At 68.8% G+C, this 15,652-nt stretch carries 12 protein-coding genes; 8 read left to right on the forward strand and 4 right to left on the reverse strand.

All coding sequences use genetic code 11. The annotated features are described in order from the left end of the window. Nucleotides 1-68: 68 nt before the first annotated feature. Nucleotides 69-2,648: a cytochrome P450 gene (locus IT779_RS02410; RefSeq protein WP_196147447.1), complete on the forward strand. Its 2,580-nt coding sequence runs from the start codon at nucleotides 69-71 to the stop codon at nucleotides 2,646-2,648. Between the two features lie 80 nt (nucleotides 2,649-2,728). On the opposite strand, the gene IT779_RS02415 is transcribed toward IT779_RS02410, so the two are convergent. Then, on the reverse strand, nucleotides 2,729-4,102 hold the full coding sequence (locus IT779_RS02415) for a DUF4192 domain-containing protein (RefSeq protein ID WP_232541350.1): 1,374 nt from the start codon (nucleotides 4,100-4,102) through the stop codon (nucleotides 2,729-2,731). Nucleotides 4,103-4,191: 89 nt separating this feature from the next. Beyond that, entirely contained in the window at nucleotides 4,192-4,908 is a 717-nt protein-coding gene (locus IT779_RS02420) for a sensor domain-containing protein (protein ID WP_332838616.1), read from the reverse strand. A gap of 335 nt (nucleotides 4,909-5,243) precedes the next feature. Here IT779_RS02420 and IT779_RS02425 point away from each other — a divergent pair, with 335 nt between their 5' ends. The 4 genes from IT779_RS02425 to speD all read left to right on the forward strand — a co-directional run bounded on the left by IT779_RS02425 (nucleotide 5,244) and on the right by speD (nucleotide 11,280). Further along, nucleotides 5,244-6,182, forward strand: coding sequence for a proteasome assembly chaperone family protein (locus IT779_RS02425; protein ID WP_196147448.1), 939 nt, complete (start codon nucleotides 5,244-5,246; stop codon nucleotides 6,180-6,182). 132 nt (nucleotides 6,183-6,314) lie between these two features. Next, nucleotides 6,315-8,789 (forward strand): DEAD/DEAH box helicase, encoded by a 2,475-nt coding sequence (locus IT779_RS02430; protein WP_408637720.1) that lies wholly within the window; start codon nucleotides 6,315-6,317, stop codon nucleotides 8,787-8,789. Nucleotides 8,790-8,947: 158 nt separating this feature from the next. Continuing rightward, entirely contained in the window at nucleotides 8,948-10,063 is a 1,116-nt protein-coding gene (locus IT779_RS02435) for a type III PLP-dependent enzyme (protein ID WP_196147450.1), read from the forward strand. A gap of 8 nt (nucleotides 10,064-10,071) precedes the next feature. Further along, complete coding sequence (speD, locus tag IT779_RS02440; protein ID WP_196147451.1) at nucleotides 10,072-11,280, forward strand: adenosylmethionine decarboxylase; 1,209 nt, start codon at nucleotides 10,072-10,074, stop codon at nucleotides 11,278-11,280. Nucleotides 11,281-11,383: 103 nt separating this feature from the next. Here the strand turns inward: speD and IT779_RS02445 are convergent, their stop codons facing one another. Both IT779_RS02445 and IT779_RS02450 read right to left on the reverse strand, forming a co-directional pair. Then, nucleotides 11,384-12,292 carry a gamma-glutamylcyclotransferase family protein gene (locus IT779_RS02445; protein ID WP_198428048.1) on the reverse strand — a complete coding sequence of 303 codons (909 nt, stop codon included), beginning with the start codon at nucleotides 12,290-12,292 and terminating at the stop codon, nucleotides 11,384-11,386. A gap of 233 nt (nucleotides 12,293-12,525) precedes the next feature. Beyond that, entirely contained in the window at nucleotides 12,526-13,434 is a 909-nt protein-coding gene (locus IT779_RS02450; RefSeq protein WP_196147452.1) for a hydrogen peroxide-inducible genes activator, read from the reverse strand. A gap of 109 nt (nucleotides 13,435-13,543) precedes the next feature. On the opposite strand from IT779_RS02450, the gene IT779_RS02455 reads away from it, so the two are divergent. The 3 genes from IT779_RS02455 (at nucleotide 13,544) to IT779_RS02465 (ending at nucleotide 15,645) form a co-directional block, all read left to right on the forward strand. Further along, complete coding sequence (locus IT779_RS02455; RefSeq protein ID WP_196147453.1) at nucleotides 13,544-14,131, forward strand: peroxiredoxin; 588 nt, start codon at nucleotides 13,544-13,546, stop codon at nucleotides 14,129-14,131. A 70-nt stretch (nucleotides 14,132-14,201) separates the two neighbouring features. Further along, on the forward strand, nucleotides 14,202-14,741 hold the full coding sequence (locus IT779_RS02460) for a carboxymuconolactone decarboxylase family protein (protein WP_196147454.1): 540 nt from the start codon (nucleotides 14,202-14,204) through the stop codon (nucleotides 14,739-14,741). Between the two features lie 229 nt (nucleotides 14,742-14,970). Further along, nucleotides 14,971-15,645: a PhzF family phenazine biosynthesis protein gene (locus IT779_RS02465; protein WP_196147773.1), complete on the forward strand. Its 675-nt coding sequence runs from the start codon at nucleotides 14,971-14,973 to the stop codon at nucleotides 15,643-15,645. Nucleotides 15,646-15,652 lie beyond the last annotated feature (7 nt).

Below are 15,652 nucleotides of genomic sequence, written 5' to 3' on the forward strand. Positions count from 1 at the left end.
CGCACGGCGAGATATTTGTGGAAATCGGCTCTCTCGCACGGCAGTACAGCCGAGTACAGTGCCGTGTTGTGCATGTAGCGATGTTCATGGACTTCCACCCGGACACGCTCGGCGGCATCCAGACCGCAGTCGCCGCGCTCCGAGGCGGCCTCGAACGTACGGGTCACCGAGTGACCCTGTTCGTGGCGCCGCATTCCAATGGAGCGCCGCATTCCAGTGCAGCCGCGCCGACCCTCGCCGATGTGGTCGAACTGCACGCATCCGGTCCACGTGTGAACGATTTCCCCATGGTGCTGCCGACGGCGCGCAACGACGAGTTGATCGACGCGGTCTTCGCCGCGCGCGGCCCCTTCGACGTGGTACACACCCACACCACCTACGGTGTGTCCATCGCGGGCATGAAAGCCGCCCGTCGGCACCGCGTCCCGCTGGTGCACACCGCGCAGAGCCGTGACGACAACTTCCTCGAGCACACCTCCCCCGCGCCGCTGGCCGCCGCATTGGCGCTGCGGGCGTTTCACGGGTGTTTCGTCCCGCACGATCGGCGCATGCCGCGCGTGGCCGAGAGTCGGGCCGCGCGGCACGCCTGGCGGACCATCGTCGGCCAGGCGCAGGCGGCCGACCATGTGATCGCTCCGACCCGGCATTTCGCCCAGGCGCTGCTGGCGCACGGGCTGACGGCGCCACTGCGGGTGGTGTCCAACGGCGTCGACGACGAACTCGTGGACCGCCTGCGCGACGCGGCGCCCGAGGACCTGCGGACACAGGGTCCGCTGCGGCTGGTGTGGAGCGGACGACTCTCGGCCGAGAAGCGACCGCTGACCGCCGTGGAAGCCGTGCGCATGACCCCCGGCTGCACCCTCGACCTGTTCGGCGAAGGCGATCTGCGCGACCGGATACGCGCCGTCGTGGACCGTGACGGACTCGCCGACCGCATCCGCGCGCACGGCAGGGTGCCCCGCGAGCGTTGGGTCGCCACGGTCGCACACGCTGACGTGGTGCTGTCCACCTCGCACGATTTCGACACCCAGGGCCTGGTCCTGCTCGAGGCGGTGGCGGCCGGGGTGCCGATCGTCCACTGCGATCCGGCTCTGGCCGAGTCGGTGCCAGAGGGCGGCGGTGTGTGCGCCGCCGATCCGTCGGCGGCGGCGCTCGCGCGGACCATCGCCGAACTCGACGCGGATCGCGCGAAACTGTCGCGGATGCGCGAGATCGTAGCCGCGCAGGCGGATTCGGTGCGCATGTCCCGGCAGGTAGCGGAGGTACTCGACGTCTATCGCGCGGCGGCGCGCCGCCGCGTCGCGGTAGCGCCGATGCCGCGTACCCTCGCCGAGGTGCCCACCGCGCCGGGGTCGGTGCCGTTCGTGGGACACAGCCTGCGCGCGCTGCGCGACGCCCCCGGCTTCGTCACCTCGCTGTCGGATCTCGGCCCGGTCGTGCGTATCCGGTTCGGCCGCAAGACCGGATACGTGCTCACCACCCCCGATCTGGTGCGCGAAGTCGGCCTCGGCGAGGTCGAATTCAACCGGGACGACCTGCGCGAGGCGATCGAGGACGTCGCGGGCGGTTCGGTGAACGTGTTGCGCGGCCCCGAGCACAAACTGCGCCGCCGGATGATCGCGCCCGCGCTGCGCCAGAGCCGACTGACCGAATACACCGCGGCCGCGGCCGACATCGCGCACACCTGGGCGGGCGGACTGCCCGCAGGTGAACGCGTGGATCTGATGGACGAGGCGCACGGCCTGATCCTCGACACCGTCTCCTCCACGCTGTTCACCGCGGATTTCAGCGACGAGGCGCGCCGCGCCATCCGCGACAACGTGCCGTGGCTGCTGAGCCAGGTACTCCTGCGCACCGCTCTGCCGCCGCAGGTGCGCCGCATGCGGTTGATCGCCAACTACCGGTGGCGCGGCAAGGCGCGCCACCTGCGCGGGGTCATCGGCGGCGTGGTGGCCGAATACCGACGCCACGACGAGGATTTCAACGATGTCGTGTCCGCGCTCATCCGCCACACCGACGCCGAGACCGGGGCGCGGCTGTCCGACGAGCACATCATCGACGAGGCGATCCTCATGCTCGCCGCAGGCGTGGGTTCCATGGCGTCGCTGGCGGGCTGGCTGTGGCACGAGGTGATGACCCGGCCGCCGATCGCCGAACGGCTCTACGCCGAACTCGATGCCGTGGTCGGTGCCGGGCCGGTCGGACCCGCGCATCTGCACGCGCTGCCCTATCTGCGGCAGGTGGTGGCGGAGACGCTGCGGTTCTGGGGTACCTGGATCAGCGGGAGCAACGCCGACGGCGACGTGACGATCGGCGGGCTCACCATTCCCGCGGGCGCCGCCGTCATGTTCAGTCCCTATATGGTGCAACACGATCCGCGCTACTATCCCGCCCCGGAGACCTTCGATCCCGACCGCTGGTCGCCGGATCGGGCCGACGATATCGACAAGAAGGCGATTCTGTCCTTCGGTGTCGGTCGCCGCCGTTGCCTCGGCGACCATTTCGCGACCCTCGAGATCACCCTGGCCTCCGCGGCGCTGCTCGCGCGCTGGCGGCCGGTGCCCGACCCCGGCTACGTGGTGCGCGCCTCCAATCGCGATTTCGTGCTGTCGCCCTCGGCCATACCGGTGACCCTGCACCCGCGTTAGCGCGCACGGCGCACTCGCTCCGCCCGGTTCGGGCGAACCAGGCGACCCGTTTCCCGCGAGCGGGGCGAACCGAACCCTCGTCACAGCGCCTCCGGGCCGAGGTCGAGACCGAGACCGGCGGCGGTGGCGTGCCCGCTGCGCCCGAGCCTGCGCAGGGATTCCGGCCGCAGACCGTTGCGCAGCGCGGTCTCCAGCAGTTGCGCCAGGGAGTGCACCGGTTCGGCGGTCAGCGCGGTGTCGAGGGCGATTCCGGCGAACGGGCCGTCGCCCCGGACATAGGCGCTGTAGGCCAGCAGGACGGCGGCATCGGCGCGGTCGGATCCTGAACTCGCGCGCACCATGGTGAGCCACACGTCCTCGGCCGCGGCGGCGTGCTCGCCGATCGCGAGCGCGAACAGGCTGTCGCGCACCACCTGATCGCGCAAACCGACGACGAGCCGGGCGATTTCGGTGTCGCCGAGTTCGGCGCCGGATTCGGCGTTCGCGACCTGCCACAGCGCGTATTCGACGATGTTGCGGCGGTAGTGGTCGAGATCGTCGTGGCGCACCGCCCTGGTGAAGCGGTCGTGCGCGGCGTCGGTGGCGGCGCCGAGCCGTGCCGCGACCCGCTCGCTCAGTTCGTCGTCGCGCGCCAGCAGCGCGGTGAGTTCGGCGCGCGAGCGGTGGATGGTGCGCCCGTCGAGGACCTGCGCGAGCGCCACCGGCGACGCCGTGGGGTCGGCGACGACACCCCGCTCACCCGGATCGAACAGATTCCACCACCACCGACCTGTCTCGATCGCGCACACCGCCCACGCGCCCGAGACCTCGATGCCGCGCCGCGCCAGTTGCTTGTCGAGCGCCGTCACCACCCGGCCCGGTGCGCGGTCGTCGGGGAGCGCGCTCGCGGGCCCCGGACGCGGGGCTCGGTGCGGACCCACCGGTTCGGGTAGCCGATCGTCGACGACGACGGCCAGCACTTCGCGGGCACCTTCCACCGAGCAGATCTGCGCGAGGCAGGCCGCGTACGTCTCGATCCGTTCGTGGCCGCCGTCACCGAGGTCGAATCGCACCACCGCCTCGATCGTCGGGCTCGGGCCGGGGCGCAGGACGGCGACCACCAGTGAGCATTCGGGGACGAATCCGACCATCGCGGGCAACGCGGCGATGAGTTCGCCGGGATCGTCGACCCGCAGCGCGCCGTAGCGCGGACCGGACTCGCGGCACAGCGCGGTGGGCGCTATCACGGTGGTGAAGGCACCGAAATCGTCGGGGACGTCGGATATTCGGCGCGCGCCCCGCCGCAGGCCGTCGCCCGCGACCGGGCGGCGCGGGGCGTTGCGGCAGGCGCGTGCGGGCAGCACGTCGCGACGGTCGGCGAACATCTCGGCCTCGGCGATCTCGGCCTCGGCCATATCAGCTTCGGCCGAATCGGCTTCGGCGCCGCGATCGTGCGGTTCGGTGGATGTGCTCATGGACCGAGAATGCGTTGCGGACGCACGGCCGTAGGTGCGACGACCTGGGGTTTCTCCCGGCCTGTGGATAATGTGACCCCTGTGGACAACTAGGCTTCGCGCACCTCACGGGCCGCGACCGCGAACAGTTCGTCGAGTGCCTCCGCATCGGGTCGCGCATCGCCGAAGCTCATGTAGGTCACCGTGATTCGCACATCGGAGATCTGTCCGACCAGCGTCAGCATGGTCCGGACCGTCCCGGTCCCGCCCGCGTCGGGTCGTACCGTGCGCGTCAGGCCGAGCGTGTCGTCGGCGTCGACGGGCGGCGCGTCGAACAATTCGGTGCCGACGGTGGTCACCAGACCGGATTTGCTGACCCGTATCTCGCCGCAGCCCCGCAGCTGCGCGCGCAGTTCCCCCAGCGGCCGGTCGGTGCGGGTCAGCTCGACGGTCAGGGTGGCGCGGGTGTCGTTGTCCGTGCCGACGGCGATCGCGGTGCGATCGGGTCCGTTGCCCTGTTGCGGCGGTGTGCAGCGCGCGGGCAGCACAGTCGCGCCGCGCGCGACGCCGGTCAGGTCCTCGGCCGCCTGCGCCGCCGCCTCCGGCGGGAGCACCACCGCCTGGTATCCGGCCGGGAATCGCGTCGGATCGGGCAGCAGCGCGTTCAGGTCGCCCGGAATTCGCCGGTTCACCGTGGTCGGTTCGGCGGCGATCGGATGTCCCGCCACGATGCCCGAACACCCCGCCGCCAGCGCTACGATGGTGGAGACCACGCCGGATACGGCGATGATCGAACCCCGCCTCGGAATCGACTCCGGCCACGTCACGGACCCACTGTGTCAAACTCCGCTCGGCCGTCCGTGTCGCCACGCCGAACGGCCCTGACCTGCCCGTGCCCGACCGCGAACGGTGCGGCGGCGCGACGGGATCGCACCGCGGTGCGACCGGACGCGGGTTTCGTACATCCGGTGTGGGGAATGCACACACCCCGACCGCTGTTGGCTGGACTGTCGGGCGGTGTCACACCGTGTGCGGTGGGTGTCGCCGTCATAGGGGACAATGAACGAGGTTCCCCCGCGCGCGGCGCACCGGGTGCCGGGACACGGAGGTCCCGCCACCGTATCCGGCACGCAGGTGCGGACCGCGCAGGAAGGAGTACGCGATGGACTACGAGTCGCGAATGTACGAACTGGAGTTCCCCGCTCCGCAGCTGTCGTCCGCCGACGGCTCGGGGCCGGTCCTCGTGCACGGGCTGGAGGGATTCACCGACGCCGGTCATGCCGTCCGGCTGGCCACCACGCACCTGCGCGAGAGCCTCGAGACCGAACTGGTCGCCTCGTTCGACGTCGACGAGTTGCTCGACTACCGCTCGCGGCGTCCGCTCATGACCTTCAAGACCGACCACTTCGCCGATTACGCGGAGCCCGAACTGAATCTGTGGGCGCTGCGCGACACCGCGGGCACCCCGTTCCTGTTGCTGGCCGGTATGGAACCCGATCTGCGCTGGGAGAAGTTCACCACCGCGGTGCGCCTGTTGTCCGAACAGCTCGGCGTGCGCCGCAGCATCGGGCTCAGCGCGATCCCGATGGCGATTCCGCACACCCGCCCGCTCGGGGTCACCGCGCATTCGTCGAATCGCGACCTGGTCGGCGACCATCAGCGCTGGCCCGGCGAGTTGCAGGTGCCGGGCAGCGCCTCCTCGCTGCTGGAATACCGGATGGCCCAGCACGGTCACGAATCGGTGGGCTTCTCGGTGCACGTGCCGCACTACCTGGCGCAGACCTCCTATCCGGAGGCCGCGCAGACACTGCTGGAGAACGTCGCGGACAACGCGGGCCTCGAGATTCCGCTGGCCGCGCTCGGCGAGGCGGCGGCGCGGGTGCGCGAACAGGTCAACGAGCACATCGCGGGCAATGCCGAGGTGGAGACGGTGGTGCACGCGCTGGAACGCCAGTACGACAGCTTCGTCACCGCCCAGGAACAGCAGTCGAGTCTGCTGGCGGGCGACGGTGAGCTGCCCAGCGGCGACGAGCTCGGCGCCGAGTTCGAGCGCTTCCTCGCCGAACAGGGCGGTTGGGACGGCGACGCCCAGAAGGGCTGAGCCGAAGCGAGTCCGAACCGAACGGTTGGTCCCGGCGACGCGCTGACCGCCCGCTACCGGGCGGCGGCCGCCTCGGACGCGCGCGGACGAGCACGTAGGGTGGTCGGAGTGGATCTGACCGAACTGCTCGAGATACCGGGGACCGACGCCGACGCACTGTACGAATCGTTCGGCGCGTGGGCGGCCGAACGGGGCACCCCCCTATATCCCGCGCAGGACGAGGCGCTGCTGGAGCTGGCCGCCGGATCCAATGTCATCCTGGCCACCCCAACGGGTTCCGGCAAATCCCTCGTCGCCGTCGGCGCGCATCTGTTCGCGCTGACCCGAGGCGAGCGCACCTACTACACCGCACCCATCAAAGCGCTGGTCAGCGAGAAGTTCTTCGCACTGTGCGAGGTTTTCGGGGCGGACCGGGTCGGCATGGTGACCGGTGACGCCGCGGTGAACGCGCAAGCGCCCATCATCTGCGCGACGGCCGAGATCCTGGCGAACATGGCGTTGCGCGAAGGCCGGGACGCGGTGGTCGGGCAGGTGGTGATGGACGAATTCCATTTCTACGCCGATCCCGATCGCGGCTGGGCCTGGCAGGTGCCGTTGTTGGAATTGCCGCGCGCTCAGTTCCTCCTGATGTCGGCGACTCTGGGCGAGGTCGATTTCTTCGCCGAGGATCTGGAACGCCGCACGGGCCGGTCCAGCGCGATCGTGGCCGGCTCGGAACGTCCGGTGCCGCTGCATTTCTCCTACGCCCGCACCCCCATCACCGAAACGCTCGAGGAATTGGTTACCACCCACCAGGCGCCGGTGTACGTCGTGCATTTCACCCAGGCCGCGGCGCTCGAACGGGCCCAGGCGCTGACCAGCGTGAATTTCGCGACCCGCGCCGAGAAGGACGCCATCGCGGCGGCGCTCGGCGAATTCCGTTTCGCGGCCGGATTCGGCAAGACGTTGTCGCGGCTTATTCGCCACGGCATCGGCGTGCACCACGCCGGAATGCTGCCGAAATATCGCAGGCTGGTGGAGCGCCTCGCCCAGGAAGGACTGCTGAAAGTGGTGTGCGGCACCGATACCCTCGGTGTCGGGATCAATGTGCCGATCCGCACGGTGCTGCTCACCGGGCTCACCAAATTCGACGGGGTGCGCACCCGCAGGCTCAAGGCCCGCGAATTCCATCAGATCGCCGGGCGCGCCGGACGCGCGGGTTTCGACACCATGGGCACAGTGGTGGTGCAGGCGCCCGAACACGAGGTGGAGAACACGCGGCTGCTGGCGAAGGCGGGCGACGATCCGAAGAAGCAGCGCAAGGTCCAGCGCCGCAAGCCGCCCGAGGGATTCGTGTCCTGGAGCGAGGAGACCTTCGACCGGCTGGTCGCGGCGCAGCCCGAGCCGATGGTGTCGCGCTTCGCGGTGACCAACGCCATGCTGCTGAACGTGATCGCCCGTCCCGGAAACTGTTTCGAGGCGATGCGGCATCTGCTCGAGGACAATCATGAACCGCGTCCCGCCCAGCGCAAACACATCCTGCGCGCCATCCGGCTCTACCGCGCGCTGCGCGACGCCGGTGTGGTGCAACAGCTTCCCGAACCGGACGCGGCGGGCAGGCACGCGCGGCTCACGGTGGACCTGCAACGCGACTTCGCCCTCGACCAGCCGCTGTCGCCGTTCGCGCTGGCCGCCTTCGACCTGCTCGACAAGAACTCGCCGACCTATACCCTCGATGTGGTGTCGCTCATCGAATCCACCCTGGAGGACCCACGTCAGCTGCTGATGGCCCAGCAGCACAAGGCGCGCGGCGCGGCGATCCAGGAGATGAAGGCCGACGGCATCGAATACGACGAGCGCATGGAACTGCTCGAGGAGGTCACCTGGCCGAAACCGCTGGCGGAGTTGATCGAACCGGCCTTCGAGACCTATCGCGGTGGCCATCCGTGGGTTTCGGAGTTCGCGCCGTCGCCGAAGTCGGTGGTGCGCGACATGGTCGAGCGGTCGATGACCTTCGTCGAGGTCATCTCCTTCTACGAGCTGGCCAGGTCCGAGGGCGTTGTGCTGCGGTATCTGGCCGACGCCTATCGCGCGCTGCGCCGCACGGTGCCCGAGTCCGCGCGCACCGAGGATCTCGAGGATCTCACCGAGTGGCTCGGCGAGCTGGTTCGTCAGGTGGACTCGAGTCTGCTCGACGAGTGGGAGCAGTTGACCGGTCCCGGCGCGCAGGCCGATGCCGAACAGGTCGCCTTCGGCGCGGAAACGGTCCGGCCCATCTCGGCCAACGAGCGCGCGTTCCGCGTCATGGTCCGCAACGCCATGTTCCGGCGCGTCGAGTTCGCCGCGCTGCGCGACTGGCACGGCTTGGCCGAACTGGGCGAGGGACCGGACTGGGCCGCGGCGCTGGCCCCCTATTTCGCCGAGTACGGCGCGATCGGCACCGGTCCCGACGCCAGGGGTCCGCAACTGTTCCAGATCGAACGAAGACCCGGTTTCTGGCGGGTGCGGCAGGTGCTCGACGATCCGGCGGGCGATCACGGCTGGTCCATCGACGCGACCATCGATGTGGCCGAGTCCGACGCCGCGGGCGAGATCGTCTTCGACGAGATCGCCGTGACCGCGGGCTGAGCACCCGCCGGAACCCCGCATAAGCGCCGGTCAGCGGCGTATGAGACGCACTGACCGGCCTCCGCTCGCACACGGGGCGTTTCCGAGGTTTGACGGATTCGTTTCCGGGTAGCGGGCGCTGATACTCTCTCCCCCGCTGCCGACGCGAAAGATCAACTATGCCCGAATCACCGTATCTGCTCATCGACCCTGGAAGAGTCCGCGCGAACTACCGCGCCCTTTCCTCCGTCCTGTCCCTGCGATCCGACCGTCCGACCCGCGTGCGTTACGCGGTCAAGGCGAGTCCGGTGGACGAGCTGATCACCTTGCTCGCCGCCGAGAACGCCGAATTCGATGTCGCCAGTCTCGGCGAAATCCACCAATGCCTGTCACTGGGCGTCTCGCCCGCCTCCCTCTGCTACGGCAATCCCATCAAGAAGGCCGCCGATATCGCCCGCGCCAACGCGCTCGGTGTGCGCCGCTACGCCTTCGACACCGAGGACGACCTGGTCCGCGTCGCCGAGCACGCGCCAGGTTCCGAGGTCGAATGTCGTTTCCTGTCGTCGGCTCCCGCCTCGCGCACCCCGTTCGGCACCAAGTTCGGCTGTGCGCCCGCCGAGGCGGTGCGCCTGCTCGCGCGCGCCCGTGATCTCGGGTTGACGGTGGCTGGTCCCTACTTCCATGTCGGCTCCCAACAGCTCGATCCCGAGGCCTGGCGGATCGGCATCCGCCAGGCAGGTGAGATCACCGAGGCGTTGGCGGACAAGGGAATCGCCGTGCGCGCCGTGAACATCGGTGGCGGACTGCCCATCTCGTACGCCGACACCGCTCCCGAACTCGACGTCTTCGCGGCGGTCATCGCCGATGCCGCGACCCGATTCCTGCCTGCCGCAACCGCACTCGTGGTCGAACCGGGCCGAGCGCTGGTCGGCGACGCGGGCACCATCCACGCCGAGGTCGTCGGCGTGCGCGTGGCGCCGGACGGTCGACGCTGGGTGTATCTCGACATCGGCCGCTACAACGGCATGGCCGAGACCGAGAACGAGTACATCGCCTATCGATTCCTGACCGACCGCGACGGCGATCCCGTCGACGAGGCGGTGGTCGCCGGACCGACCTGCGACGGCGACGATGTACTGTACCAACGCACGCGTGTCCTTCTGCCGACCACGTTGCGAGCCGGTGATTCCATCCGAATCCCCCATACCGGCGCCTACACCGCGAGCTATTCGTCGGTGTCCTTCAATGGTTTTCCGCCCCTGACGGTTCATGTCTCGGGCGCTGAGCGAGAGTGAGTTTGCCCATGACGGCGGAATTCACCGGCTGGCATGTGCTGGCCGAGTTCGGTGGTGTCGACGCGGCGCTGTGCGACGACCTCGAACGACTCGAATCGGCGTTGCGTGAGTCCCTGATCGCGGCGGGCGTCACCATCTGCGATGTCGTGCACAAGAAGTTCGATCCGCAGGGGGTGACCGTCCTCGCGCTGTTGTCGGAGTCCCACGCCTCGATTCACACCTATCCGGAGTCCGGCGACATCTTCGTCGACGTCTTCACCTGCGGAAGCATCGGTGCGGGCGCCACGAAGGCGGTCGAACTGCTCCGTGACAAGTTGTCGCCCGCTGACGTCAGGATGCAGGTGATCCAACGCGGCCACGGCGCCGAACAGATCAGGGAGCCGGTCGGCTCCGGTCTGACCCGCGTCTGGGATCTGCGCGATGTCATCGTCGACACCCGCACCCCGTTCCAGCACATGGTGATCGCCAGGACCGAGCAGGGCATCAGCCTGTTCTCCGACGACGACCGCCAGTCCACCGAGTTCTCCCAGCTGACCTATCACGAAGCCATGATGGTCCCCGCCTTCGTGCTGGCCGAGAAACTCGACCGGGTGCTGATCATCGGTTCCGGCGAGGGCGTGGCCAGCCAGATGTCGGTCGCGGCGGGTGCGACCCGCGTCGATCATGTCGACATCGACCAGCTCGAGGTCGAGTTGTGTGCCCAACACCTGCCCTACGGCTACACCAGCGACGAACTCGCGGCCGCGGTCCGGGGCGAGGGGCCGGTCACGGTGCACTACGCCGACGGCTGGGACTTCCTCGCCCAGGCCAAGGCCTCGGGCGAGCGATACGACGTGATCGTCATCGATCTGCCCGACGAGCGGGTCGAGGACGCCCAGCACAACCGCCTGTACGAAGCGGAGTTCCTGTCCCGATGTCGGGCTCTGCTCGCACCCGGCGGCGTCCTGTGCGCGCAGGCGGGCTGCGCGACCATGTGGCGCAACGAGACGTTGAAGCGGTCCTGGGATCGCTTCCACGACCAGTTCGCGAGTGTCGTGCTCTACACCTCCGACGAACACGAGTGGTCGTTCCTGTTCGGGTTGAACGAACAGGTCGGTGATCCGGTCCCCGGTATGACCGGTCGCCTGGCCACGCTGCCGTATCGGCCGCTGACCATCGATGCCCGCGCGCTGACTCGCGGCGCCATCGAACCGTACGCGCTGCGCGCGGGTCGGTAGTTCGGCTACGACCGGGACGCCCCGTCGCCGAACATCCTCGGCGGCGGGGCGTTTCCCGTCGACACCGTAAGCTGAAGCGAAATACCAGCGCTTCCAACGGTTTTCACGAGGCAGCGCGCCACTGCTCGCATTCGGTCACGAACGAGTCGAGGTGGGTGGCGGCGAAGTCGGCGGGGTGCCAGTCCTGGGCGGCGACGTCGGCGGTCCACACGTAGGTCGGCACCGGCCCGTGTTCGGTATCGAGAACGCGCAGTTCGTATTCCGCGTCCTCGAAGGCGTCGAGGATCGCCCGTTCGTCCGCGTGGAGTCCGCGCAGCAGCAGGCCGTGCGCGAGGCCATCGGTGTCGGGCACCAGGCCGGGATAGATCCGTCCCGGCAGCGCGGCGACCCGCCATCCCGCGACGGTGATCGGCGCGGATTCCGGACTGCGCCCGATCAGTTCGCGCAGCACACGGGGAAATTGCAGGGTGCCGTAGACGAACAGCGAGTCGTTCCCGGAAGCGACTCCCCCGGGGCGCTGCGCACCGACCTCGGCATACGCCTCGCCTTCATCTCCGGCGCGCGCGCTCACGCCTCGACGACGCTCCCGGCCAACCACACCGACCCGCTTCCCGCCCGCGGACCCGATCGGCTCCGCAGTCGTGACATCGAAACGCTCGCCACTGTCATCGAGACCAGGTGCGACTACGTCATCGAGACCCGGTGCGACCACCTCGGCCTTCGCCGCCCCGGTCTCCTGCCGTTTCCATTTGACCAGCAGCAGCGCGCACCAGCTCGCGACGACCGCGCCGACACCCATCGCCAGGAATTCGCCATCGGCCAGATGCCCGATCAGTCCGATCACGCCGAACACCACGCCGAGCCACGCCGCCCGCTTGGGGTGGCGGCGGATCAGGTCGCGCGCCGAGCCGACGGCGTGTCGCACTTCCTCCGGGTTGCGCTTGCACCAGAGGACGAAATAGATCGGCCAGGCGACAGGGAAGAGCACGATCAGAACGATGCGCGCAACCATAGCCAGTGCCTCCGTGCCACCCGTCGAGCCGCGTGTCCGGTGACACGGCCCCCGGATGCTCCGCATCCAGTGTCCCCTACTCGCGCCGAGCACGCACGGGAACCGGGCAGAGGTTGCTCCGCCCTTGCCCGTAGGGGTCGTCCGCCTGACGATCGCGGAACCGATGTCGTGTCACAAGCGGTATCACAAAGAATGGTCTACCCGTTCGTTCGATGCTCAAGCACTTTCGCGCGTCAGTGCGGGCGATGCGCGCGGATGATGGCGGCCAGGAATTCGTAGTCCTCGGCGCGCGCGGTGGAGGCGCGGTAGGCCAGCGCGATGGTACGCCCCGGCGCGGGCGCGGCGAAGTGCGCGGTGTCGATGGCGGCCCGTCCGGTCTCGGCGGCCACCGCCATCTGCGGGATCAGGGTGACACCGAGTCCGCCCGCCACGCACTGCACGACCGTGGACAGTGAGGCCGCCCTGGTGTCGCCGACCGCGGCCGGGTGCGCGTCGACCGAACGGCACAGGTCGAGGGTCTGGTCGCGCAGGCAGTGCCCTTCGTCGAGCAGCAGCAGGGGAAGCGCGTCGAGACTGTCCGGGGTGAGGTCGACGCGGCCCGCCAGCTCGTGGCCTGACGGCGCGACCAGGACGAATTCCTCGTCGTAGAGCGGGATTTCGACGATGCCGTGGGTCTGGGTCGGCAGCGCGAGCAGCGCGACGTCGAGTACGCCGCCGCGCAGACCCTCGAGCAGGCGGGTGGTCTGGTCCTCGATGATCTGCGGGCGCAGATCGGGCAGTCGCCTGCGCAGCTGCGGCAGCAGCGAGGGCAGGACGTAGGGCGCGACCGTGGGGATGATGCCCATGCGCAGTGTTCCGCCGAGTCCGTCGCCGGTTGCCGAGGCGACGAATCGATCGGCGGCCTCGAGGGTCGCCATCGCCTGCGGGAGCAGCCGCACACCGGCCGCGGTGACCAACACCTTGCGGGTGCTGCGCTCGATGAGCTGGAGTCCGAGGCCGTTTTCGAGGGCGGCCAACGCTTGCGATAACGTGGGCTGGCTCACGCTGAGTCGGGCTGCGGCGGTACCGAAATGGCGATACTCGGCGATTGCCACGAACGCACGCAGCTGCGACAGTGTTGGCTGATAAGTCTGATCAGTCACGCCTATCAGTGTAGTGCGACTGATCACCTTTACCTTTCATCGCGTGTTGGGCAAGATCACAACCGAAGGCTTCGCACGCGCACCAATCCACAGGAACGAGGAGACAAGCATGGCCCTGCTGACCATCGGCGACCAATTCCCGGCATACAACCTCACCGCCGTCATCGGCGGCGATCTGTCGAAGGTCGACGCTCAGCAGCCCGACGACTATTTCACCACCGTCACCAGCGACGACTACGCGGGCAAGTGGCGGATCATCTTCTTCTGGCCCAAGGACTTCACCTTCGTGTGCCCCACCGAGATCGCCGCCTTCGGCAAGCTGAACGACGAGTTCGCCGACCGCGACGCGCAGGTGCTCGGCGCCTCGGTGGACAACGAGTTCGTGCACTTCCAGTGGCGCGCCCAGCACGAGGACCTGAAGACCCTGCCGTTCCCCATCCTGTCCGACCTCAAGCGCGAATTGTCCTCCACCAGCGGCGTTCTCAACGCCGACGGGGTCGCCGATCGCGCCACCTTCATCGTCGACCCGAACAACGAGGTGCAGTTCGTCTCGGTGACCGCCGGTTCGGTCGGCCGCAATGTCGACGAGGTGCTGCGCGTACTCGACGCGCTGCAGTCCGACGAGCTGTGCGCCTGCAACTGGAAGAAGGGCGATCCGACCATCAACGCGGGCGAATTGCTCGCCGCGAGCGTCTGATTCGCGCTCCAGTCACCGAACGACATCCAGACCGTTTCCCCGCCCGCGGGGAGTGATCCGAGGACTACGCATGAGCATTGAGAACCTGAAGAACTCCCTACCCGAGTACGCCAAGGACCTCAAACTCAACCTGTCATCCCTCTCGCGCACCACGGTGCTCGGCGAACAGCAACTGTGGGGCACCCTGCTCGCGTCGGCGGCCGCGACCCGGTCGGCGACGACGTTGCGCGAGATCGCCGAGGAGGCCGCCGACATCCTGTCGGCGCAGGCATACGACGCCGCCCTCGGCGCCGCGTCCATCATGGGCATGAACAACGTGTTCTATCGCGGCAGGGCGTTCCTCGACGGTCGCTACGACGATCTGCGCGCCGGTCTGCGGATGAACATCATCGGCAATCCGGGCGTCGACAAGGCCGATTTCGAGCTGTGGTCCTTCGCGGTCTCCTCGATCAACGGCTGCGCGCACTGCCTGGAGGCGCACGAGAAGACCTTGCGCGAGGCGGGCGTTTCCCGCGAGGTGATCTTCGAGGCGCTGCGCGCGGCGGCCATCGTCGCGGGCGTCGGCCAGACCGTGCAGTCCAGCGAGTCCCTCGCGGGCGCCTCGGTCTGATCCGCGTCGTTCCCGATCGACCCCGCCCGGCGAAGGCGGGGTCGATCTCATTGATTCAGCAATTAGACGGTTATCGGCAAAATCACAGGTTTGTCGTATGTCCGCACTGACCACGCGGTTCACCGCAAACTCAGGTCAGCGGCGGCGACGGCACCGTTACGACGTGCCTCGGCACGTGCGGGCGCGCCGGTAGGCTCGCGGCATGGGCACACAGGGAGTACCGGAGGCCATGGGAACACGGGTCGAGGTGGTGCGCGTATTCACCGATGCGGCGGGGCGGCTCGGAAACGAACTCGGCATCGCAAGGGCGATCGACGTCGCCGACGCCGATCCGCAGGCGTTGGCGGCGCGGGTCGGCTACAGCGAGACCGTGGTCGTCACCGACCCGGTCGACGAGATCTCGCGGGTGCGGATCTACACCCCGACCGTCGAACTGCCCTTCGCGGGTCACCCCTCGGTGGGTACGGCGTGGTGGTTCGCCGCGCAGGGCGTCCCGCTGAAAGTGCTCGACCTGCCCGCCGGACCGGTGAGCGTCGAGTTCACCGGCGGCCTCACCTGGATCAAGGCGCGCGGCGAATGGGCTCCCGACTTCGTCTACCACCAACTCGCCGACGCCGAGGAACTCGCCGCGTTGCGCCCCGACGATTTCACCGGCGGCCCGCACTACCTGTGGACCTGGACCGACGAGCACCGCGGCGCGCTGCGTTCGCGGATGTTCGCCCCGACCATGGGCATCGCCGAGGACGAGGCGACCGGGGCGGCCGCGGTGGCGCTCACCGCGCTGCTGCGCCAGAGTCTGGTGATCACCCAGGGCAAGGGCTCCCAGTTGTTCACGCAGTGGGATTCCGACGGGTGGGTGCACCTGGGCGGGCGGGTCGCCGCCGATTCGGTCATGGAGCTGTGAGCCGCCG

It is taken from the genome of Nocardia bovistercoris, from assembly GCF_015674855.1.
Classification (GTDB): Bacteria; Actinomycetota; Actinomycetes; order Mycobacteriales; family Mycobacteriaceae; genus Nocardia; species Nocardia bovistercoris.